The organism is Chitinophaga sp. 180180018-3 (genome assembly GCF_037893185.1).
Taxonomy (GTDB): Bacteria; Bacteroidota; Bacteroidia; order Chitinophagales; family Chitinophagaceae; genus Chitinophaga.
Map to the genome: position 1 here is coordinate 4,530,993 of NZ_CP140772.1, position 22,608 is coordinate 4,553,600.

Genomic DNA, 22,608 nt, shown 5'->3' on the forward strand with positions numbered 1-22,608 from the left:
GGTTTATTTGATCTTACCCATAGCCTTGTCCAGGTCTGTTTTGCTGATGAGTGTATTCAGCAGCGCCTGTACATAGCCCACCTGGGCCTGTTTCAGGTCATTTTCAGCGGAAGTGACATCCAGGCTGGTAGCCACTCCCTGGTCAAACTTCAGTACTATTCTGTCGTATATGCCCTGAGCCAGGTCCATATTGGTTTTCTGCGTTGTGAATTTGTCTTTATTATTGAGATATTGTGTGCTGGCATTTGCAACGTCCACTTTGATCTGCTGGGTCAGGTAATCCAGGTCGTTCTGCGACTTTTTCAGGGTGATTTTGCTTTCCCGGATCTGGTGCAACCGTTCGGTGGCGGTAAAGATGGGCCACGACAGGGTCAGGCCGAGAGCGGAGGCGCCGAAACCTGTCTTGTACAAGTCGCCGAAAGTACTGGAGAAATAGTTCCAGCCATAGTTCACATAAGCGCTTAAAGTGGGAAGATATTGCATCTTCTTGCTTTTAAGGCTCAGTTCATTGATAGCGATCTGGTTAACCTGAAGCGCATATTCGATACGGTCCTGTACCTTATAATCTATTGTATCGGCGATAAAAGACGCTACATTAAGATCCTGTACGGTTTCTGTCAGGGTCAGCTGGCTTTCCTGTGGCATCCCCATCTGGAACCTGAGTAACTGCATCGTATATACGAGGGTTCGGATCTGGGTTTCAATATCGGTGACAACATTATTATAGGACACCTGGATACGGTCTACATCCACTCTTTCCGCCACCCCGGCATCGTAGCGGGATTTAGTATCATCCAGGGTTTTCTTCAGTTGCTGCATGTTGGATTTGGAGAGGCGGATATTTTCTTCGTTGGCCAATACAGCGTAATAGGCCTGGGTAATGGCCACGCGTGTATCGATCTCCGTTCGTTTGGCGGTCTTTTGCGCCAGCCCGCCGTAGACTTTAGAAGCCTTCAGTCCGATGAAGTAGTCGCTGTTCAGGATCGTCTGGTTCACCTGGCCGGTAACGGAGGAGGCGAATTTGGTTCCGAACTGGACAGGTATTTTTTTGCCGGAGCTCAGGTTACTGAAATCCGGAATCAGCGAAGTAGCCAGTTTGAGATTGTCTGTAAGGCTGCCATTGATAGTGGCATGAGGAAACAATTTAGCCGTAGCTTCCTTGATCTGTTCCTTTGAAAACTGCTCATCCAGGCGGGCATTTACGACATCATGCTGATGTTCCAGACCGTATTGTATGCAATTTGCCAGATTAAAAGCAAACGTCCCCGGCTGCGTCGTATCCTTCTGCCCATAAGCTCTTGTTAACCCTGACAATAAAAGAAAGGTGAATAAAAAAAGTCGACAATGCATACTTGTTACTTTGAAAGTATATGATGATTGATAAATATTTAACAACAAACAGGTAAAAAGGTTCTGTATAAGATAAATAGGGCCATTGGTGACGAAACCCGTCAAAGGGCCAGGAACAGCAACGCGCTATTTTCGTATCTTTCGGAAAAGTTATTGTTAACTATGTCTATGTCTGTCATCAAAGAATCCAAACCCTTTCATCGTGAATTTGAGCTGGAGCGACTAATCCTTTTCAGTGACGTTGTATTTGCCGTATCTATTGTATTGTTGATCCTTGAAATCAGGCTGCCTCCTTTTCCGGAGAAAATATCTGTTAACAGTTATTGGGAGATATTACGACCTACTGCCCTCCAATTCATGACATTTGCAGTAAGTTTTATATTAATCGGAAACTTTTGGGTCCGGCATCTCAATTTATGCAGGTTTCTTCAAAATTACAAGGAAGGATTGATACACCGTAATCTTTTCTTTTTATTTTTTATAGTGACATTCCCCTTCTCTACTAACGCCCTGCTACATACGAACGCCCATTTTATGCTGCCATTCTTTATCTATCTCTGTAATCTGACGGCCTGTCTGGCGGCTTTGTTCTGGATCAGCTATTATGTTTTCCAGAAAAACCCCGACCTGACAGTTCCCGGGCATCACATGGAAAAAGAGCTGTTGTATCAGCGTTTGAAATATAGTTTTCTTACGATGGCCACCGGATTTACGGTTATTGCCATGACGTATTTCCTGTTTCCGGAGAACCTGTCGTACCAGCGTGTCAGTTACCTGATGATACCAGCGCTGGCCCTGTTTAATTATTTCCGGCTGAAGATTAAGAAGCGGAATACGTTGCGGTTGGTTCATAAGATGGAAAACCCCTGAGCGGAATTAAGAATAGGGAATGTGGAATTAAGAATGAGAGCGAAGATCTTAGCGGATAGTAATGTTTGTTACTATTAATCGCTAAGATCTCCGCTCTCATTCTTAATTCCACATTCTCTATTCTTAATTCAATCCATACCGTCCTGTATCTTTTGTGCTCCAGTCGTAGTTACCCATGATCCAGGAGCGGAGCACGGAAACGTAGCGCAGCAATTCGTAATCGGATTCGGCGCCGGTGAGTGGAAGTAGTTTTTCGAGGGCAACGAAGATGGCTACTTCTTCGTTGTGCATACGCAGGGCCTCATTAATGGCTTCCTGAAGGGAAAGGTTGCCGGCTTCTTTGAGCACAAGTACGAGGTTATGGACGTCGCCCTGCCGGGCTTCTTTGGCACAGGACATCAGGTCGTTGGCCCAACAGACGATATTGTTGCATGCTTCGATCATTCGTTGCAACAGGGCGTGTTCAGCAACGGGGCGCGGGAGATAAATCTTTTCAATGATCTCGATGGCTTCGATATCAGCCAGCAGTGCACCGGTATAGGGTCGCATGCGCACATAGTCGCTCACGGAAGGCGTCCGGCCGGCTTCGCGGTTTTCGGCTTCCCAGATGCACGACAGGAAATAGTCATCCATGCTACGGATGAACCGGAGGCGCCAGGCAGGGCTGCTCACGGCCCTCATCCGTTCCCAGATGCTGCTGAGCGCCGCCGGAAGCCCTCCTTCAGTGGCAGTCAGCTGTTTGTTGTAACGGAGGATGCTCATCAGGCCAGCCATCAGGCTTTTGAGGTACTCTGCCCGGCGACCTACAGCCGCTTCATCGCATTGATCATCGAGGATAAACAACCAGGTGTTGAAGTCGGCAATAATGCAAAGTTCGTGTAGTCCTGCGTCAGGAAACGCCCTGGCCGCCAGCCAGGCAAACCGCGCTTTTTGAAAACGCAGGAATGCTTTTTCTGTTTTTAGCAGACCATAAGTCTGTACCCAGTCTGTAACATGTTCCTGGGCTTCGTTGGCATAATGGTTTACTGCTGAAGGGAAGGGATACCTCATCACAGGTAATTGAATGGTTGTCATGTGATTTAAATTTAATAGTTAACTATTGAGGGTTATGGAAAAACAAGGCTGTTACCGGGAGCAGATCCAGGTAAACATGTGACAGGTGGACATACAGCGTCATCCCACCACGTGAAGCAGTAGAAACAGCTGGCTAGGTGCAGGTAATCTTAAATGATTGCGGTTAAAAATAAATTGGCATAGCGATCATTTAAATTAAACTTCCGTGGCATTGGTCCCGGTTTTCAGGTGCTGTAGTACCAATGGTAATGCCTGATGAAACCAGAAGGTAAATGACGCGGGCTCTCTTCTCATTAAATCAAGTATCCGGTCGGTCTTTAAAAAATGGTAATCACATACTTCAGAGGGATTGGGATATATATCACCGTTATAGGTACCCAGCAATACGTGGTCAAATTCGTGCTCTGTTAAACCATTATCAAATTCCGTTCTGTAGGTGAATGAAAAAATTTCATGAAGGGGACAATCAAAACCCAGCTCCTCGCCGAGACGGCGATGGGCGGCAGCTTCCGTAGTTTCATCCGGGTACGGATGACTACAGCAGGCATTTGTCCACAATCCGGGTGAATGGTATTTTTCCAACGCTCTGCGCTGTAACAATATTTCACCTGCATCATTGATGATAAATACGGAAAAAGCACGATGTAACAGTCCTTTTTCGTGGGCTTCCATCTTTTCCATCGTACCAATAGCTTCGTCCTGTTCGTTCACTAGTATAATGTCAGGTGATTTCATAGTTCCTCAAATAATTTTGCAGCCGGCAGCTGAAAACAGCAAGATAATAAAATATACTTTCCTGTACAGACAAATACCGGTTGAATGGTTAACGCTAATTCTTTAACGGTTATTAAGCTAATTTAATTTAAATTTTCCGGATTTTTGTACTCTTTAACACAACAAATATGGCGGAAGACCTGCACATTATCAAAGGAGATAAAGCAATACAATATCAATCACTTATCCCGCAAATAAAGGGTTTGCTGGACGGTGAACCCGATCTGGTGGCCAATATGGCCAATGTGGCGGCTGCATTAAAAGAGCAGTTTGGCTGGCTCTGGGTAGGGTTTTACATAGTGAAAGGAGAAGAACTGGTACTGGGGCCGTTTCAGGGGCCTGTAGCGTGTACCCGTATCCGTAAGGGCAGGGGTGTTTGTGGCACCAGCTGGGCCCAGGCTGCCACATTGATCGTGCCGGATGTAGCAACTTTTCCCGGTCATATCGCCTGCAGCAGTTTATCGCAATCTGAAATAGTAGTACCTCTCATTTATAACAGCGAAGTAAAAGCCATACTGGACGTGGATTCCGAGCACCTCGCTCATTTCGATGCTACTGATCAGCAGTATCTCGAGCAAATTGTGGCACTGATTGTGTTATAGAAAAGCGACTTTTATCATCGCTTTATTGAAAGATCTATATGTTTTTTTTCCGCAAACGCAATAAGAATGGAGAGTTGCCAGCTGAGCTATTATCATTTCTGCATACAGATATACACTCTCATTTACTGCCGGCCATCGACGATGGCGTGCGGGACACAGATACGTCGGTGAATTTCATCAGCCGGCTGCAGCATATGGGCGTCAGGAAAATAGTGACCACGCCACATATTATCATGGACCGGTATCCTAATTCAGCTGCTACCATGGCGCAGCCTTATGAGGCGGTTTCAGTGGCGTTACAGTCCAATAATATTTCAATACCATTTCACCATGCAGCAGAATATTATCTCGATGAACAATTTGTACCATTGCTGCAACAGCCGCTGTTAACCGTTTCGGGCAACAAAGTTCTTGTGGAGATATCTTTTGTTGCGGCGCCACCGCAGTTACACGGATGGCTGTTTGATATACAGGCCGCAGGCTACCAGCCGATTATGGCACACCCGGAAAGATATCCTTACTATCATGCAGATATAGATCAATACCGCCAGTTAAAGCAATTGGGCTGCCAGCTGCAGGTTAACCTGTTATCCCTCACAGGATATTATGGCAAGCAGGTGCAGCTGGCAGCAGAAAAGCTCCTTGCAGCAGGACTGATCGATTATGCCGGAACGGACCTTCACCACGAGCGGCACCTGCAGGCTATTGCCGGTATCGCATCTCAACACAAACTACGTAAAACACTGGAGGCATACCCTTTCTTGAATTATACCTTATAACCGGTACTAACGGATCAGCATCACCGTACCGGTTTGCTTACGTGCCTGTTGCTTACTATCGATATATGTGAGCACCCATACATAAGCGCCCGCAGGCAGCTGGCTTCCCCGGAAATCCCCGTTCCAGGCTCCTTCAGGGTTAGTGGTACTGAACACTGTTTGTCCCCAGCGGGTATATACTTCCAATCTGAATTCCCTGACATCATCATGCACTTTGGCGTGGAACAGATCGTTCTGCCCATCATTATTCGGCGTAAAAGCAGTGGGCACAAACACCGCACACTCACGTATATTGCGATTGATCACTGCACTCCCTTCAGCCGGACATTCATGTGCATCCTTTACACGAAAATGAAAAGAACCCGCATCGAGTCCACCCCAGCTACTGTCGGCCTGCCATCCATTGTTATCAAGACTAAACGCATAAGGAGGCGTTCCCCCTGCTATTTCAAGCCTGATCTTTCCGTCCATAGTAGATGAACAACTCACATCCTTTGTACGTACGCCTGTGATTTCCAATGGTGCGGGTTCTGTTATTGTGATATGATCGATTGGCTCCGCACAACCTTCTTCATCTTTTACCAATACACTATAATCACCCGGTGTTAGCTTAGTGAAAGAAGGCGTGTATACTGCATTTTTGCTGCCGTTGAAATAGTAGCGATAGGGAGCAGTTCCCCCATCGGTAGCCAGTTCGATGGTGTTGTTGTTTTGGCCATAGCAGGCAGAAGGCGTAACCGTTACCTTGCTTTTCACTTCCCAGGCGCCTACTGTGGCCTGTTTGGTGGCACTGGTACCATTAGGCAGTTTAACGGTAACCTCGTAATTACCGGCAGCCAGGCCGGTAATATGTTCCGTAGTTTCCCCTCCAGGGCTCCATTGCACCGTATAAGGCTGAGTGACGCCATTCACTGTTACGCTGGCTTCTCCCCTGCTTTCACCTTTACAGGTATTCTTCACGGTCACCGCCAGTTCGGGCGTTTCCAGCAACGCACCGGAGATATTATCAATCAGCAGCGCTGATCCATAAATGCTCTTGTCGCAGGGCTTCCACGGATCAGCCATGAACGTAATAAACTTATAGTCGCGGGTTGGTCTGAACACAAAAGAATAACGGGCCCAATTGGTGTGGTAAAAATCACCTGTGCTCCACAACCGCTCCGCCGTATCGCTGGGCGTGTTTCCCCCATATATCGTCATGCTGGCATAGCAGGCCAGGAAAGCATAAGTAGGCGCATACGCCAGGTCCATAGCAACGGTATAGGTTTTACCTGCTTTCAGCGGCACCTCCTGGCTGATAGATTCGAGCCAGTTAGGGCCGCTGTGCAGGCCAACATAGGTGGCACCGTCTGAGGGAGGCTGTGTGATGTTCAGGGTACCGGGTTGTATATCCGGCGTTCCCCTGCCCCTCCAGCCGGGTGGAACTTTCCCTTGTCCGGGAGTTCCTTCCAGGGATGGGTTTTTCAATAAAATATCCTGTGCGGTAAGGGGATGCAAGGCACTTAATAAGTATACCAGTACTGCTGCAACGTACTTCCATACACCAGTCCATTGTTGCAGGCATTTATACAGCAGTGATTTCATGACAACGGCTTTATTTTTTGAGGGACAATTGACGGATGATCTGTGCCGGAAAAAAACGGGGATCATCCGTCAATATAAGCTAATGGTTCTCCGCCAGCACCGGACTTTCCTCGAAACAACGGTTAATAATAGTCAACACGCGCGTCAGGTCTTCAGCGGTTAAGTTAGAGCCACTTGGCAAACACAGACCGTTATTGAACAGTTCTTCAGACACGCCATTCACATATGCAGGTGCATCGGCAAAGACCGGCTGCAGGTGCATCGGTTTCCATAAAGGTCTTGATTCAATATTTTCTTTCTCCAGCGCCAGCCTGATAGTTTCCCTTGTTATACCATTGGTAACATTAGGATCAATGAGCAGGGTGGTAAGCCAGCGATTGCTGTGGCAATTGTCGGGCTCCGGCTGAAAAGATATCCCTGGCAGGTGTGAGAGGTGTTTGCGATAGAAGTCGAAATTAGCTCTCCGTTGATCTACGCGCTCGTCCAGCACCAGCATCTGGCCACAGCCAATGGCTGCACAGATATTGCTGAGGCGATAGTTATAGCCGATATGGCTGTGCTGGTAGTGAGGCGCTGTATCCCTTGCCTGTGTGGCAAGGAAGCGAGCCTGTTGTATCAGTTTGGGATCATTGCCCAGCAAAGCTCCGCCGCCACTGGTGGTAATGATCTTGTTTCCGTTGAAACTCAGCACACCCATCTGACCAATATTCCCGCACGCTTTTTTGTTGTACAGAGATCCCAGCGCCTCGGCTGCATCTTCAATAACAGGTATGCCGAATTTTGCTGCCACTGCCATGATCTCCTTCATCTTCGCGGGCATGCCATACAAGTGAACCGGAATGATCGCTTTCGGCTTCTTCCCTACCATGATCCGTTCGTTGATAGCCACTTCCAGTAATGCGGGGTCCATATTCCAGGTGTCTCTTTCACTATCCACGAAAACAGGCGTTGCGCCCAGGTAAGCGATAGGGTTGGCAGAAGCGGAAAAGGTCATGCTCTGGCAGATCACTTCATCGCCCGGCTGCACGCCAGCCAGGATCAGTGCCAGGTGCAGCGCAGCAGTTCCGGAAGATAACGCTGCCGCATATCCGCTGCCCGTATAGGCTGCCAGTGCTTCTTCGAAAGCATCTACGTGTGCTCCCAACGGAGCAATCCAGTTACTGTCGAACGCAGCTTTGATCAGATCGAATTCTGCGTTTCCCATATGCGGAGACGACAACCACATTTTGTTATTCATTATAATCAGTTTAATTGTTGAGAGACTATTTTTTCGCGGGCCGGATTTCCCATCACCACGCAATGATCCGGCACATTCTTCGTCACCACTGAGCCGGCACCTATTACGGCCCACCTGCCGATGCAGACACCCGGCACAATCACAGCGCCGGCGCCTATATGCGTGCCTTCTCCTATGCTTACGTTACCACACAGGGCTGCATTCGGAGAAACGTGTACGAAATCCTCCAGTATGCAGTCGTGATCAATGGAGGCATTGGTATTCACGATACAGTGCCGGCCGATCTTCACATCTGCGTTGATAGTGGCGCCAGCCATCACTACCGTACCTTCGTCGACCATCGCTGTGGGCGACAAATTGGCCTTTTCGTGTATGGCCACGCCGAAGCGTGTATGCAGGCGCTCCGCAACTTTTTTCCGGATAGCATTATTGCCGATGGAGATGATCATACCGGAAGTGATCTGCTCTCCTGAACCAGCAAGAGGGGTAACAGGATACTTCCAGAGCTGCTTCACGGCGGGGTTATCATCAAATACCCCTTGTACTGCAATTCGTTTCGACTGCAATATTTCTATGATTACTTTGGCGTGTCCGCCTGCTCCGATCAAATACATAATTTTATGTTTTTAACCATTCTGTCCGTTTCCCATGAAACGCTCCATGGTAGCAGACCCTACTGAATTAATACCTTCTGATGTAATAACTTTCTGCATGGTCTTCCATACAATCTTTATATCGAGTGCCAGGCTGGCATTATCTACATACCAAACATCGTAAGCAAATTTCTGCGACCAGCTGATGGCATTCCGGCCATTCACCTGCGCCCAGCCTGTAATGCCGGGGCGCATTTCATGGCGCCTGCGTTGCTCTTCATTATATAGCGGCAGATAATCGACCAGCAACGGACGGGGGCCTATCAGGCTCATATCTCCTTTCACGACGTTGATCAGCTGAGGAATTTCATCGAGCGATGTTTTGCGGACGAACTTTCCTACCGGCGTGAGCCTTACTTCATCCGAAAGCAGCTGCCCTGCTGCATCTCTGCGATCGTTCATGGTTTTGAATTTGATGACGCGGAAAATGCGGCCATCCTTCCCCGGCCTTGGCTGCAGGAAGAATGGTTTGCCATTGTTGGCAATAGCCAGCAATACTATTAACAGCAGCAGCACCGGCGATAAAAGCAGCAGCGCTACCAGGGCTACCGTTACATCTACCAGCGGTTTAAATATGTTCCTGTACCAATGCATCTTTTACTGGTATTTCTTTAGTGATCTTCTTTCCGATAAAATTCAGATACCGGAGCGCCAACACCTGCCGATCGAAATTCTGTTTGGCATAACGGAAACCATTCTCCCCTTCCTGCTGTAACCGTGCAGGATTGCGGAGATATTCCCGGATCACGGTATTATATGCCTCTGCATTTTCAGGTTCTACAAAACAGCCTGCTTCAGCGGTTTCCACCAGTTCTCTCGATACCCCATCGATCGCCATCAGAATAGGTTTCTTGCAGGCCATGTAGTCGAAAGTTTTGTTGGAGTACACTGTTTTGAACGTATCCACTTTCTTGAGTACGGAAGCGCCCATATCAGAAGCCAGGATATACCGGAATACTTCCTGCTTGGGTACCGCATCCAGGAAACGCACATTCTTCACCTGCCTGTCAACAGCCAGTTGTTGCAGGCGTGCTTTTTCCATTCCCTGTCCTATCAGCTGAAATAATACAGGTGTATCCTCCAGTGCCTTCCCCGCATCCAGCAGCTGCTCCAGGTGATTGGCCACGCCATGTGCACCTACATAGGTGATGACAAAACGGCCATCGAGCTGATGCTGTTTGCGGAAGGCTTCACGATCGAACGATTGCAGCAGGTGATCCGATAAAGAAAAGTCTGCTGCATTGGGAATGAAAATGAGCTTATCTACCGGCACCTTCTTTTTATCTCTCAGCGTATTGTAGAAAGCAGGCGTCAGCACGTTAATGAGCGCGGCTTTGCGATAGATGAAATTTTCCACCCAATAAGCCAGCTTAATCACGAGTTTATTTTTTAATACCCCTGTATCGATAGCCGATTCGGGCCACAGATCCCGCACTTCAAACACCAGCGGCATGCGTTTCAGGCGCGACAGTAAATAGCCTGAAAAGCCTACGAATAAAGGCGGCGATGTAACAATCACTACGTCGAAACTGCCCTTCACCTTGAATAAACCAGCCCAAAGCGATGAGAACATAAATGAGAAATACCCCCAGAGCCTGCCGAGGAAATTTTTGTTATAAGATTCCGATACATGACAACGCCATACGGTGACGTTGCCCTGCTGTTTTTTTACAAAGTGTTTTCCTTTATACTCCGGCCTTTTCTCGGCACCATTGTAGTGCATCATTCCTCCGAGCACAGTTACTTCCGCGCCCTGCTCCGTCCAGGTTTTTGTGATTTCGTTCCATCTTGAACCTCCCGGATCATCTTCTTCCAGGAAGTACTGGTGAATCAGTAGAATTTTCATAGCTAAATCAAATTATAATCTCCGTAATGATAGTATCAGCGTCCGAAGCAAATACAACAGTGGCATTCTCTTCTTTTACACCATACAGGGAAGAATACATCCCTGGCTGAAAATGTGGTTGTAAGATGGCGCCCTTGCTGTCTTCCGCTTTCAACGTCAGCTTTTCGGCAGAAGGCATGTGCCATAGCTGGCGCATATCCAGGTAGGGAGGTTTGTGCAGTATATGATCTTTCACCACCCAAACCGGCTGTTGCTTGTTCTTGCGCACCTGGCGTATGTGTACAATGTCAGCGCCTACATGCTGAAATACACTGACAGCGCCTTCCCATATATATTCTTCTGCTGTTTCGTATAGCTTTGCCCGTGAGCACTGCGACCAGTTATACCAGATAAAGCGCGGGCCTTTCAGCATCTGATCGTAGTTACCCAGCATCACCGTATTATGTGAAGCTGTGCCCATAAAGTAGCGCAGCGTTTCTTCGTCGGTATTGTATTTATAGCTTCCTGCATCCATGAGCAGGTTTTCGTTATGATGCCAGATATCGAGGTGCAGGTTATCCGCCTGAGAGGGCCTGTCTTTATGGCTTCCGCAGCGAAGCATCGTCAGCGTATCTTTCTCTCTGCAGATATAATAACCTCCTTCCGGAAAAGCATATATCGCTTTGTTCTCCTCCAGCACTTTCGTTTTAAATTCGAACGGGGAGATGCCGTACCACCACGTATCTTCGTAGATATCAGGGAACGCAGCATCTACCTGCAGCAACATGGACAAGGCCTGCAGCTGCGGCCGGTAATCGCGGTAGTGGTGATTATTCAGCCCGAAGAAGAGAGCGCCATCGTTAGCACCGTAGTTAGGCAACCATCCGTTGCCATCATTCATGCAAACCCGGAGAAAACTGAGCGATTTGAGCGCCTTTTCCCTCACTACCGGAGCAAATACTTCTCCATTGAGCGTCGACAATTGCAGCGCCCAGGTAAGTAGTTGTATCACTACCCGGTGGTAGTTCATCGAGAATTGCAGGAAGGTACCGTCGTTATATATCTGATAGGCAATTTCCTGTTCAAACCATTTCCTGCCGCGGGCTTTCCATTGTGCAGCCTCCGGCAGGGAAGGAAAGAGCAAGCCTCCCAGATACAGTGTAAGCGTTTCCGTTATAGCATGATTATTCCTTACGGCAATCCTCGAAAAATTGATGTTATGATATACGTGATGCAGCTGCCAATAGATAGCATATTGTATGTGATCGAATAATTCGTTGGTCAGTGCCGGTGAATGGCGATAAAAGTATAAAGCAAAGGTCCAGTTCAATACGCGCAAACTTATCTCCTGACTGCACTTATAATGAGGGCCACAATTCACAGGATTGGCTTCAATCCACGAAAGGATCGCCTCAAATACCAGCTTCGCATTATCTGCACCGAAGTGATGATCGTACCGGATCACATCGTACAACCAGGCAAAGCGGGCCCGTTCCCAGACGAACTTGATATCGCCAGCAGTTGCGGAATAGTCGTTTATTTCCGTCCAGTGTGCCGCACCGTTATAAACATAGCCGGTATCCGGATTCCTCAGCCAGGAAAAATCCGGTCCCAGCGGCAGGGTTACGCCGTTGAAAAAAATGAGCTCATTTTTTCTGATCCGTTCAAAGCGTTGTGCAATTTCCGGAGCAGGCTGCCGGGGTACTTTAACGTCTTCCCGGCTTTTGAAGAAGAAGTTAACTGATTGTTGCTTCCACTCTTCGAGCGACAGGTAACGCTGGAACGCAGGCGCTTTCGGGAAACGCCTTTTCAGGCGCCCGGTTCTGCGATTCAACTCATGTGCGGAACGGAATGCGACGTATCGCAGGCCCATGTTCCGCACTACCTTAATGCCATTAAATACTGTATTCAGGCTACTCATATGCAACAGCTGGTTGTTCCTTCACCGCAAACAATTCAATTAAATGCGCCACAATCCGCTCTGCAGTTTTACCGTCCCACAATGCAGGAATAGCGCCCTTCTTCCATTTACCTTCGAATAGCCGCTGCATGGCAGGGGCCAGTGCTTTAGGGTCGGTGCCCAGCAGCTCATTAGTACCGGTAAGACAGGTTTCCGGTCTTTCGGTAGAATCGCGGAGGGTCATGCAGGGCACACCCATTACCGTCGTTTCTTCCGTGATGCCACCGGAGTCTGTAATAACTGCCTTAGCATTTTCTACGAGGTAATTGAACTCGAGGTAGCCCAGCGGTTCCACCAGGTGGAGACGGGGATGATTTACGGCGACCTTTTCCAGGCTCTTAGCTGTGCGCGGATGTACCGGGAAAATGACCGGCAGTTCCCTGCTGTTGTCCATGATTTCACCAATCAGCAGGCCGAGGTTATTTTCTTCATCCACATTGGCAGGGCGGTGTAAGGTCATCACGAAATACTGGCGGGGCTGCAACCCGGCCTGCTCCCAGATCGCCGGTGGTATGAAGCGGCTGCGTTGTTTCAACAGCGTATCTATCATGGTGTTTCCTACAAAGAGGATCTGCGCACCGGCTTTTCCTTCTTTCTGAAGATTGGTATTAGCCACTACAGAGGTAGTGAAAAAATAATCGGTGATGGCATCTGTTACGAGGCGATTAACTTCTTCCGGCATAGTAATATCACCGGAACGGATACCTCCTTCCACGTGTGCTACCCTGATCTTCATCTTTTTAGCAACGATGGCGCAGGCCAGCGTAGAAGTAACGTCTCCTACCACCAGCAACAGATCGCAGGGATGAGTGATTAGTTCTTTTTCAAAGCGTACCATGATATTAGCGGTTTGTTCCGCCTGGGTGCCGCCCCCCGCTTCCAGATTAGCATCTGGTTCAGGAATGCCCAGCTGTTCAAAAAATGAATGACTCATGTTTTTGTCGTAATGCTGGCCGGTATGTACCAGACGAAAGCTGATATCATACCCGTTCGCTTGTTTTTCCTGGATAGCAGCGATGATAGGCGCTATTTTCATAAAGTTTGGGCGCGCACCCGCAATAATGGTTAACTTCATATCGATATGGTTTTAATATGGTTCGAACCTGCTTCTTCAGCAGGTGGTTTCGCAATATGGTTTTTTCAAAGTCTGTTTATGCTACGGTTTGTTTGTATAATTCAAGCAGTTCCTCTCCGCCATTAATCATACGGTGAGGTATATACGTTGTTTTGCTTCTTTGCATTTTGCTGATCGCATCCTCTATCTCCCATTCATTCAATCCTACCAGCTGTGTGCCCGGAGGCCTGTTCACCACATCTGTTGCCAGCACCTGTTTTTCGAGGAACAAAGCTTCTTTCACCGACAGTGAATCACCGTCGGTAGTGGTGATTCGCAGAAAAACATCGGCTATCTTCAGTATCTCAAAGAAAGGATGAGGCTCACTGATCAGCAGAATATTCGGTGCGATAGGATGCCCCTGCTGCTTCAGATACTGCCGGTATTTACCGGAGGCATCCGAGATCAGCAACCCTGCCTGTGGCATTTTATTAAAGATCTTTACCAGCAGCGATACCTGGTAAGTTTCGTTGCCTGCTTTATCCAGCGACACCGTAGAAGCATTCGTTGCAAATACGATGGCATACTTATTTCTGAAAGCACTCACGGCGTTCCATACGGTCAACTGCAGCTGCTCTTCCTGCTGAGGCGGAATGAAGGCGCCTATCAGCTGTGTGCGGCTGTTCCATTTACGCCCCTGATCGAAGCTCCGCTGGTTGAGTACAATAGGCATGTAAGCTACCCGGAAAGCATACTGATCCAGGAGATTGTAAAACCAGCCATGACGGCCAACATTCCCGTGTAATGTAAAAAGCATCTTCTTACCCAACACGGTGCCCAGCAGTACAAAACAAAAACGGACTACGGGGTGGTATATATGAAAATGAATATACCGGTGCTGCCTGATCTGCTTCCACACTGTACCCTTGCTACTTCTTCTGAAATCCGTAAACGAGTAGTCGTACCCGTTATTATCAAGGTATTTCAGCAATCGCTGGATATGCACTGTCACACCTCCTATCGGAGGAGGCATGGTAGCCAATATCAGTAATTTCGAAGTCTGCTTCATGGTCTGCTATTTTCCTAATTCCTTAACTATTTGAGCTCTTACCTGGTCTGCTTTCTGCGGATCGTCTGCATTGGATAATACATTATTGCACAACCGCAATGCGGCATTCCTTCCATATCGTTTCGAATAAGCCTGTAACAGCATATAGTCTTCCACTCCCATTCTGAATCCCTCCCAGCGGCGGCTGGGGATCACCCGGCTGCCTTCATCATATACCACAGCGTAGTCGGCCGATTTACCGTCGAAGTCGTCCCACACAGATTCTGCTCCCTGCTCGTGCCCTACATCCGCATATTGCCAGAACCCAATACCGGTAATATTTTCAGCGAACGCATGCCATGCCATAAGGCGGTAATAACCGTTAGGCGATAAAGACTTCGTAGGTTTCTTCGTATCGTATAGCCATACCCGTGAAGGGGCATTGCGCAGGCCGTGCCAGGCACTCAGTACACGATCATCATTATAGAGTTGTATGGCATCCGCCTGTGCGGCCATGGTATTCAGCAATGCTGCATTGGAGACGGTCGCAAACAGTTTTGCGTTTTTTCTGACTGAGCGGATCCAGTCTGCAAACTGCTGATATACCGGCAACTGGGCAGGTTTGATTTCATCGAACGGATACAGGTAGATGTTATCTGCGGTAATTCCCTGTTGCTGTAATGCAGGTATAATAGCATCATACCAGTTGAGGAATGTCTGTTTCCAGCTGTCCGATAACAGGTCGTTTCCTTTCCTTGAAAAATCAAGGAACAACAGTGCCTGCCGGAAACCTTTGGCATAGGCAAGATTATCCTGTAAGCGCTGATTGGAAGCAAAAGCTTTATCTGGCGCCAGGATGCCGGGATGAACGAGGAACGTATTCACATAATGCCCCAGCAGGTCCTGTTTGGCGCCTGCTTCACGTCCCTGAAAGAAAGGGTCGTTGAAATAAGGCCATACATTTACATCGGGCCGGAGCGATTTGTAGGCAGTCAGATCACCATTGCCGGCGGTAATATTTGCCTGAGCGGTAAGCGAGCCTGCCGTAAGCGTAAACTGATATGTACCGCTGTTAGCGGCTACCGCTTTCACGAGCAGGAGTTTTGATTCGCCTTTGGCTACACTGATATCGGCGCCATTCTTTATTTCTTCCAACGCATCCGGTACAATCCTGAAGTCGCGGCTCTTCACAGGTTTAGCCCAATAAAGCTGATAACTGATGGCCGGGGTGGAAGCAGGGAAAGAAATATGGACGTTCTTATCATCTCCGGTACCATTAGACAATACAAAAGCAGCATACTCTGTTAAGCCTTTCATCGTATAAATATTCACCGGACCGGCAGCCACGTTGTTCATGTCGGCCATACCGGAGTTCAGCGGCGCGAGTGTGAGTGTAGCGATAGCAGCGCTTTTCGCCACCGGAGCACTGTATGCGGCGAAACGCTGATTGATAGCACCCTCCCGCTGCTGCTTCGCAAATGCATCAATTCCATTGGTGGCTACCATTGCGAGTTTTTTGGCAGACTGCGCATTGCCGGCGAATACCTGTATTTCGTCTGTAAAGAAATAGCTACCGTTGGGCACTACAACCAGTTTGATATATTTTGCCGACTGGCCAATCTGATCCAGCGACAGTGCTACTACTTTGTAATACTCATCTTTTACAGGATGCTGTTTCATCATATCCCCGGCGAACGACCAGTTTTCCTGATCTTCACTGGTAAATACCAGCACACTCAGCGGCAGCAGCACCTGCGCCTTCTGACCGGTTACACTATGAACATTCACCGAACCCACCGTCAGTTCCCGGGGTAGGGTGATATTGATGACTACCTTCTCTATATTCTGCCAGCCCAATGTTCCGGGATCTTTCCAGATAGAAGAAATACCGGAGGAAAATACGCCATCTGTAAGCGAGCTTACCTTGCTGTCGTTTTTAGTAAGACTATAATTAGGCGCCGGTGTTACCGTACATTGTATACCGGCAACAGGTTGCTGCGACACTGCACAAAACTGCAGTCCCATGAAAATAGCTAACAAAAAAAAGACTGGCCTCATCATAGCAAAATATTTTTGTTATTTGATCAACGCATAAACGAATATCAATCCGAAATAAGACAACAAAGAAGCTGTTATCAGCTGTTTGCGTCTTTTAATATCCAGCGATAAAAATCCGCCTGCGAACACCACATATACCACCGGGTATACCGACATGATCCTCCTTGTGTCTGCATTGGAGCTCGCTCCAAGAATCAGCAACGCCGCAATCAGAAACAGGAAACGAAGTTCACGGATCTTAAAAAACGGATTGCGTGGCTTTATCAGCATCGTATACAATAACACGCCCCATACCACAAACCAGAACAATGCCGCAATTGCCCAGGGGAAGAAAAAAGGATTTTCGTCCAGCACCACGTAAAAAGGAAATGGCAGTGTTTGCGAAAACAATCCTACTACGATATGCCTCACCCCGAAAGGTAACTTTAACAGCATGCTTCCGAAAGATCCCATACCAGCGCCCGACATGGAAGAATCGAGATAGTTTTCACTCGTACTTTGGATGGTATTAAGCCCTTCCTTCAGCAATACTATTTGCGTCAGCGCAGGAACAGCCAATAATATCAATATGGGAATCTTGAATTTATTCAGCGTCTTGTTATTCTTATCCGTTACCAGCAGGTAGATATATGCCATCAGCAGGGAAGCACTGAAGTAACCATGCTCTGGCCTGAACAGGAAGATGAGCACGGTAAGCACAATGCAGTAAAAGATTCCGGCAATCCCCTGCCTGTTGATGAGCAGCAGGAAATACAGCCCGAACAGCAGCCCGATATGCACATCACGGAGGTACACTGCGGAAAAGAAAAAGTTATATGACAGTAACGCATATACGATAGTAAAATGCAGGCTGGTGTCTTTGTTAATATAGGTCGATAACATACTAAACAGGATCACCAGTATAAAAGCCGAGCAAAATACAATTGGCAATTTCTGTAACAGCAGCGAGTTAGTGTCGATATTTTTCGCCAGAAAGCCCAGTACACTGGCCATCCAGGCGAAACCTTTCCAGTCGGATGCAAAGAAGTCCGTGCGGTAGTATTCCGTGATCTCACCGATAGTGCGCATAGAAGCCACTTTGTCGATATAGGTATAAAAAGTCACCGAATCCTTCGCGTAGAAAATATCCCGGAATGGATCCTGTATATACAGCGTATTGGTGATCATCATAAAGATGCCATACACCAGGAAGAACGACAGGAACAGGACCATCCCCGTTTGCCGGCGGGGCTTGTCTTTAAACATGGCGTTAATACCCAGCAGGCCAATACCCAACAACAGTGCGTTCAGTAAAAAAGTAGCCACACTTACAGACACAATACCGGCAACACATGCGAATATAAAATTCAGCAGGAGCAGCAGATTGGTATTGGCGTTACTATTCTTCATCAGATCTCAATAATTTTATCGGCCATGGCCACATTGGTAAAGCGGGTAACAGCTCTCTCATAAGCTGTGCGTTGCAGGCGTTCGCGCAGCGCAGGATCTTTGAGTACGGCTACAACTTTAAGGCAGATCTCCTCTACTGATACGGGGTTCACCAGGTACCCGGTTACATCGTCTACCACCGCTTCGTTGGTACCACCCCTGTTGCCTGCAATGGCTGTTTTGCCACAGGCAGCTGCTTCGAGATATACCAGGCCAAATGATTCGTAAAACTGACTGGGCAGTATGAACAGATCGCAGATAGCGAAGTAGCCCGACAATATTTCACGGGATACGCCACCAGTAAACAATACATGATGTTCCAACCCGAGGTCTTTTACTTTTTGTTGTAGTGTAGGGAGATAATTACCGCTGCCTGCAATGATACAAAGCAGATCGGGCACATCCTTTATAATATGCTGCAGGCTATCGATGATCAACTCCTGCCCCTTCTCCTTTACGAGGCGGGAAGCACTAAAGAGTATGGGCCTGGCAGGATCGATGCCATATTGTTGTTTGATAGCAGCCACCTGATCCGGTGTGCGGCGATGAAAAATATCGGTATCGATGCCGTGCCGGATGAGTTGTAATTTTTCTTTCAGACTGGTTTGCTGCCACAGCTCATATTCCGCCTCACTCACCACTACGATTTTTTTCTGATGGCGCAGGAAATCGAGCATACGACGCTGCATACCGAAAGCTCTTAACAGCAGCGATGGCTTTTCAAAGAAACTGGCCTTTTCACTACCGTGTAATACGGCAAGGGAGCGGCTTCCCAGCTGTTTCAGTGCAGGACGGAATAATGCCCCCATCTTCTTGGCTCTTGCATCGCTGAAGATGATAACATCGAAGCTTTCCTGTTTTACTATTTGCTTTAGTTCACGGAAAAAGAGATAGAAATGTATATACTTTTTATCCGGGATCGTATGGCAGCGGACATGGTACTTTTGTTCGAACGATGCCAGGAAATCTGCGTTGCGCGCAGTTTTGTACGTCAGCAGGCTTACCTGGTGCCCGTTCTTTACCAGGCCTATCGCCAGATCGTGGGCATACACGCCCGCACCTCCGATGATAGGTGGAAACTCATACGATATGATCAAAACTTTTTTCATATTCCCCATTCATTAAGGATATATCCTTCTACATTCTTTCCTTCATAAATAACTCCGGGATTGCCCATCACCAGCGAATTAGCCGGCACATCCCTGTTTACATAGGCGCCTGGTGCAATCAATACATCATCGCCTATATTAATCTTTCCAACAATCACCGCATTGGATCCGATCCAAACGCGGTTACCAACAACGGGCACGCCTTTTAATTTGCCCCTGCTGGCCTGGCCTATCACCACGCCTGGCGAAAGGTTTACATTGTTGCCGAGCGTTGCATTGCCGTTGATGACAATGGTACCAAAGTGCCCGATATACAGCCCGTAGCCGATAGAAGCAGTGGGCGGTATCTGGAATCCGTACTTATACGAGTAACGCCGGAGCATCAGCCGCAGGAATAACCTGAACGGCTGAACGGCGTTTTTATATAATCGGAAAAAGAACATATATCGAAATCCCTCGATCAGCAAAAATGCCTTCAGGAACTGCAGTGTGCCGGTTTTCCCGTGATAACGGAACAGATCAGATCTGATTAATTGTTTCGTGCTCATATGCAACACTGTTTTCATGGTCCTGGTGCAGTATACACCCATTGAATGTTTCCCTGATCTTTCTGCTGTATTCCAGACTTCTGTTTCCCGGCAGGATATACTCTTCATGGAACGACTTCAGCTTCTGTGAAATCAGATAGGCGTTCACGTTACACTGGTATTTCATGGCCAGTATCAGTGCGTGCATTCTGCCGGAATACACATCTGAGGCCGACTCGTACAGCTCCCGCAGGTCGCTTACCGTATGCAGTTTAGCTACGGGCAACTCCAGCTGATGCTGTTGCCGTAGATAATCGCGGAAGGCAATTGATTCAGCAGCATCTGTGATGGTGGTGTAAAAAAGCACCACAGGTAAACCCAGCTGTAAATACTTCCTCACCACTCCATACCACTCATTGTAGTAGTCCAGCCGGGTTTTCCCGGGTTCATTGTATTTCGCAAATACTTCATTATAACTGGTGATGCCTATCAGCGCCCGGCGGTTGCCGTTAGTAGTTTCCACGCGGTTGCTGCCGTGATAAAACGCAACATCGGGCGTCAAAACAGCAGCGTGACCAAACTTAAACCGGATCGCAGTTTGCGAAAAGGTATCTCTTACCCATATCAGATCGGCCAGGGCCAGGGCTTGGGAGAAGAGTGAAGTTTCTTTCGCATTAAACGTAGTACCTACTCCCACTCCTATCAGGCAAATCTTTGCTTTCGTGAATTTCTTTGCCAGGCGCGTCCACCAGTATATGGCAATCGCAAATCTGCTGGGATAATCTTTCCCGGAAGACTCTATGAGCTGACCGCCACCAATGACTACCAGCTCATAATCCTGTCTCTTTAAAATATTACTGATATGACGATAGTGCTGTGCAATCCAGTATATGCCGGAAAGCTTCAGCTTTACCCGGCGGGCAAACGACAGGGATGCCGGCGCCATCGCACCAATGCCTGCTTCCAGGTACCCGTAGGCTGGCAGTTGTTGCATCCCCGGATTGGTGAAATAGGCAAAATCGGCGCTGAAGCCGCTATCCTGCAGCAATTGCGTCATGCTCTCACGAATAGCCTGATCGCCCAGGTTATTAGAGAAGCCTTCATTAATGATCAATGCCTTTTTCATATTCGTCGTCTGATTAATTTTCCGATCAGTAAGCGCTGATCTTTATTCAGGCTTACAAACCATGCAAAAGGAATACTACATAAACCAATCACTGCGGCCGATAACATCAGGCCAGCCCATGATCCGGGCAGCAATAAATGCCGGCCCAGCCACGATAACCCGAGTACCCAAATAAAGAGGCCACAGCCTCTGAGTATACTCGGATAATAAAACCAGGGACTTTGTTCCAGGATCTTCGCTGCATACGTAGGCGAAAAGATCAGGTTCTTAACCGTCAGCAATACCGCAGAAACCACTGCCACACTGTAGATGCCCCAGTTGAAACTCTTTATCACCAGTATACCCAGTACCAGGTTCAGTATCCCGCAAAAGAAGGAAGTGAGCCCCGGTACCTTCACTTTATTGTACACCGAGTTGATGGACAGTATGGGCAGTACCGACAGGTTAAAGATCAGGTGCCCTGTGAGCAGGATCATCAGCGGATAAAAATGTGTAAACCGCTCTCCCACCCATAGTTTCAGAATCACATCGGAATACGCCACAATGATACCTATGGGAATAGCCAGTACGAGTCCCATTGCCACCACGGTATACTTCGAAAATTTCAGCAGGTTGCTGAAATCTTTATCTGCATAATACTTGTATACCACCGGTGTAAAAATGGCTACAAACACGCCTGCAAAGGAACGCAGCAGCGTATGCCATTGCGCCACCGTGCTGAACTCACCGGTAGCTGTAGCACCATAGTAGTGATTCAGCAGAATGATGTCGATATTGATAAAGAGCAATGTTCCGATCTGGTTGATGACCAGCCAGAAGCTCATCGACGCCACATAGCGAACGATGGATTTATCGAAATGACGAATCCTCAGCTTCAGGAAAGGGAACTTGCGACCTATCCAGATCAGCGCGGCAGCAAACGATACCAGCGATGAAAGGAAGAAGGCCATCCCTATCAGGCTTAGTTTCGCGGAGGCATTCAGCAGTAAGAAGATCAGCGCTGTTCGCACCACTATTTCAAGAATGGCGATGAAGCGTTGAATATAGATCTTGTTAGATGCAAATGCCGGCACCAGGAAAAGTCCGCGGATAAAGGTGAGGATGAAAGAGGTGATAATCGCCACAAACACCCATCGCATCTCTCCCGCGGGATAACTCCTGTAGCTGATGATATCTTTTATATCATATAAAAACCACGCGATAAACGGCAACAGTGCCAGAATCAGCAGTATGGCTGCAATGATGGAAGATGAATAGATAGCATTGGAAGCCACATGATCATCTTTTCTCATGGCCAGTGTGAAATTCCTGCCTACGGCCGCATCGATAGCGATCGTGACGATAGACAGGTAGGCACTGAAGGAAGTGGCCAGTGCTACTATACCATAGCCATCCACTCCGATCTTTGAAATATAGAAGGGAACTACCACCAGGCCCAGTAAAATATTCAATACCAGCGCCAGGAAATTCGTCCCAAGGTTTAACGACATCTCATAGCTCACCCCTTTCGTTGACATCATCTATCAATTTCCGAATTAATTATATATGTA

The 22,608-nt window shown here is 47.8% G+C and carries 20 protein-coding genes; 3 read left to right on the forward strand and 17 right to left on the reverse strand.

Annotated elements, in window-relative coordinates; genetic code table 11:
• Positions 1 to 3: 3 nt before the first annotated feature.
• Positions 4 to 1,350 (reverse strand): TolC family protein, encoded by a 1,347-nt coding sequence (locus UNH61_RS17660; RefSeq protein WP_326993300.1) that lies wholly within the window; start codon positions 1,348 to 1,350, stop codon positions 4 to 6.
• 168 nt (positions 1,351 to 1,518) lie between these two features.
• Here UNH61_RS17660 and UNH61_RS17665 point away from each other — a divergent pair, with 168 nt between their 5' ends.
• On the forward strand, positions 1,519 to 2,220 hold the full coding sequence (locus tag UNH61_RS17665) for a TMEM175 family protein (protein WP_326993301.1): 702 nt from the start codon (positions 1,519 to 1,521) through the stop codon (positions 2,218 to 2,220).
• 123 nt (positions 2,221 to 2,343) lie between these two features.
• Here the strand turns inward: UNH61_RS17665 and UNH61_RS17670 are convergent, their stop codons facing one another.
• Together UNH61_RS17670 and idi are read right to left on the reverse strand one after the other, a co-directional pair.
• Entirely contained in the window at positions 2,344 to 3,294 is a 951-nt protein-coding gene (locus tag UNH61_RS17670; RefSeq protein WP_326993302.1) for a hypothetical protein, read from the reverse strand.
• A gap of 195 nt (positions 3,295 to 3,489) precedes the next feature.
• Positions 3,490 to 4,029, reverse strand: a complete 540-nt coding sequence (gene idi / locus UNH61_RS17675; RefSeq protein WP_326993303.1) for an isopentenyl-diphosphate Delta-isomerase — start codon at positions 4,027 to 4,029, stop codon at positions 3,490 to 3,492.
• A 167-nt stretch (positions 4,030 to 4,196) separates the two neighbouring features.
• On the opposite strand from idi, the gene UNH61_RS17680 reads away from it, so the two are divergent.
• On the forward strand, positions 4,197 to 4,670 hold the full coding sequence (locus UNH61_RS17680) for a GAF domain-containing protein (protein ID WP_326993304.1): 474 nt from the start codon (positions 4,197 to 4,199) through the stop codon (positions 4,668 to 4,670).
• A 38-nt stretch (positions 4,671 to 4,708) separates the two neighbouring features.
• The gene (locus UNH61_RS17685) at positions 4,709 to 5,449 is read left to right on the forward strand and encodes a CpsB/CapC family capsule biosynthesis tyrosine phosphatase (RefSeq protein WP_326993305.1); all 741 of its coding nucleotides are present in this window, start codon (positions 4,709 to 4,711) and stop codon (positions 5,447 to 5,449) included.
• Positions 5,450 to 5,455: 6 nt separating this feature from the next.
• Here the strand turns inward: UNH61_RS17685 and UNH61_RS17690 are convergent, their stop codons facing one another.
• From UNH61_RS17690 to UNH61_RS17755, 14 genes are all read right to left on the reverse strand, one after another.
• Positions 5,456 to 7,033, reverse strand: coding sequence for a gliding motility-associated C-terminal domain-containing protein (locus tag UNH61_RS17690; RefSeq protein WP_326993306.1), 1,578 nt, complete (start codon positions 7,031 to 7,033; stop codon positions 5,456 to 5,458).
• 79 nt (positions 7,034 to 7,112) lie between these two features.
• Positions 7,113 to 8,270 carry an aminotransferase class I/II-fold pyridoxal phosphate-dependent enzyme gene (locus tag UNH61_RS17695; RefSeq protein WP_326993307.1) on the reverse strand — a complete coding sequence of 386 codons (1,158 nt, stop codon included), beginning with the start codon at positions 8,268 to 8,270 and terminating at the stop codon, positions 7,113 to 7,115.
• A gap of 5 nt (positions 8,271 to 8,275) precedes the next feature.
• Entirely contained in the window at positions 8,276 to 8,884 is a 609-nt protein-coding gene (locus UNH61_RS17700) for an acetyltransferase (RefSeq protein WP_326993308.1), read from the reverse strand.
• Positions 8,885 to 8,896: 12 nt separating this feature from the next.
• Positions 8,897 to 9,517, reverse strand: a complete 621-nt coding sequence (locus UNH61_RS17705) for a sugar transferase (RefSeq protein ID WP_326993309.1) — start codon at positions 9,515 to 9,517, stop codon at positions 8,897 to 8,899.
• The gene (locus tag UNH61_RS17710; RefSeq protein WP_326993310.1) at positions 9,492 to 10,769 is read right to left on the reverse strand and encodes a glycosyltransferase family 4 protein; all 1,278 of its coding nucleotides are present in this window, start codon (positions 10,767 to 10,769) and stop codon (positions 9,492 to 9,494) included. Before UNH61_RS17710 ends, UNH61_RS17705 begins: the two co-directional genes overlap by 26 nt.
• Before the next feature lie 7 nt (positions 10,770 to 10,776).
• Positions 10,777 to 12,669 (reverse strand): alginate lyase family protein, encoded by a 1,893-nt coding sequence (locus tag UNH61_RS17715; protein ID WP_326993311.1) that lies wholly within the window; start codon positions 12,667 to 12,669, stop codon positions 10,777 to 10,779.
• Positions 12,662 to 13,783 carry a UDP-N-acetylglucosamine 2-epimerase (non-hydrolyzing) gene (wecB, locus tag UNH61_RS17720; RefSeq protein WP_326993312.1) on the reverse strand — a complete coding sequence of 374 codons (1,122 nt, stop codon included), beginning with the start codon at positions 13,781 to 13,783 and terminating at the stop codon, positions 12,662 to 12,664. The genes UNH61_RS17715 and wecB overlap by 8 nt, the downstream gene beginning before the upstream one ends.
• A 76-nt stretch (positions 13,784 to 13,859) precedes the next feature.
• On the reverse strand, positions 13,860 to 14,831 hold the full coding sequence (locus tag UNH61_RS17725; protein ID WP_326993313.1) for a hypothetical protein: 972 nt from the start codon (positions 14,829 to 14,831) through the stop codon (positions 13,860 to 13,862).
• A gap of 6 nt (positions 14,832 to 14,837) precedes the next feature.
• On the reverse strand, positions 14,838 to 16,871 hold the full coding sequence (locus UNH61_RS17730; protein WP_326993314.1) for a glycoside hydrolase domain-containing protein: 2,034 nt from the start codon (positions 16,869 to 16,871) through the stop codon (positions 14,838 to 14,840).
• A 15-nt stretch (positions 16,872 to 16,886) separates the two neighbouring features.
• Positions 16,887 to 18,257, reverse strand: coding sequence for a hypothetical protein (locus UNH61_RS17735; RefSeq protein WP_326993315.1), 1,371 nt, complete (start codon positions 18,255 to 18,257; stop codon positions 16,887 to 16,889).
• Positions 18,257 to 19,405, reverse strand: coding sequence for a glycosyltransferase family 4 protein (locus UNH61_RS17740; RefSeq protein WP_326993316.1), 1,149 nt, complete (start codon positions 19,403 to 19,405; stop codon positions 18,257 to 18,259). Before UNH61_RS17740 ends, UNH61_RS17735 begins: the two co-directional genes overlap by 1 nt.
• The gene (locus UNH61_RS17745; RefSeq protein WP_326993317.1) at positions 19,402 to 19,953 is read right to left on the reverse strand and encodes a serine acetyltransferase; all 552 of its coding nucleotides are present in this window, start codon (positions 19,951 to 19,953) and stop codon (positions 19,402 to 19,404) included. Before UNH61_RS17745 ends, UNH61_RS17740 begins: the two co-directional genes overlap by 4 nt.
• Positions 19,925 to 21,058 carry a polysaccharide pyruvyl transferase family protein gene (locus UNH61_RS17750; protein WP_326993318.1) on the reverse strand — a complete coding sequence of 378 codons (1,134 nt, stop codon included), beginning with the start codon at positions 21,056 to 21,058 and terminating at the stop codon, positions 19,925 to 19,927. Before UNH61_RS17750 ends, UNH61_RS17745 begins: the two co-directional genes overlap by 29 nt.
• A complete protein-coding gene (locus UNH61_RS17755) occupies positions 21,055 to 22,578 on the reverse strand; it encodes an oligosaccharide flippase family protein (protein WP_326993319.1) in 1,524 nt (507 codons plus the stop codon). Before UNH61_RS17755 ends, UNH61_RS17750 begins: the two co-directional genes overlap by 4 nt.
• Between the last annotated feature and the right edge of the window lie 30 nt (positions 22,579 to 22,608).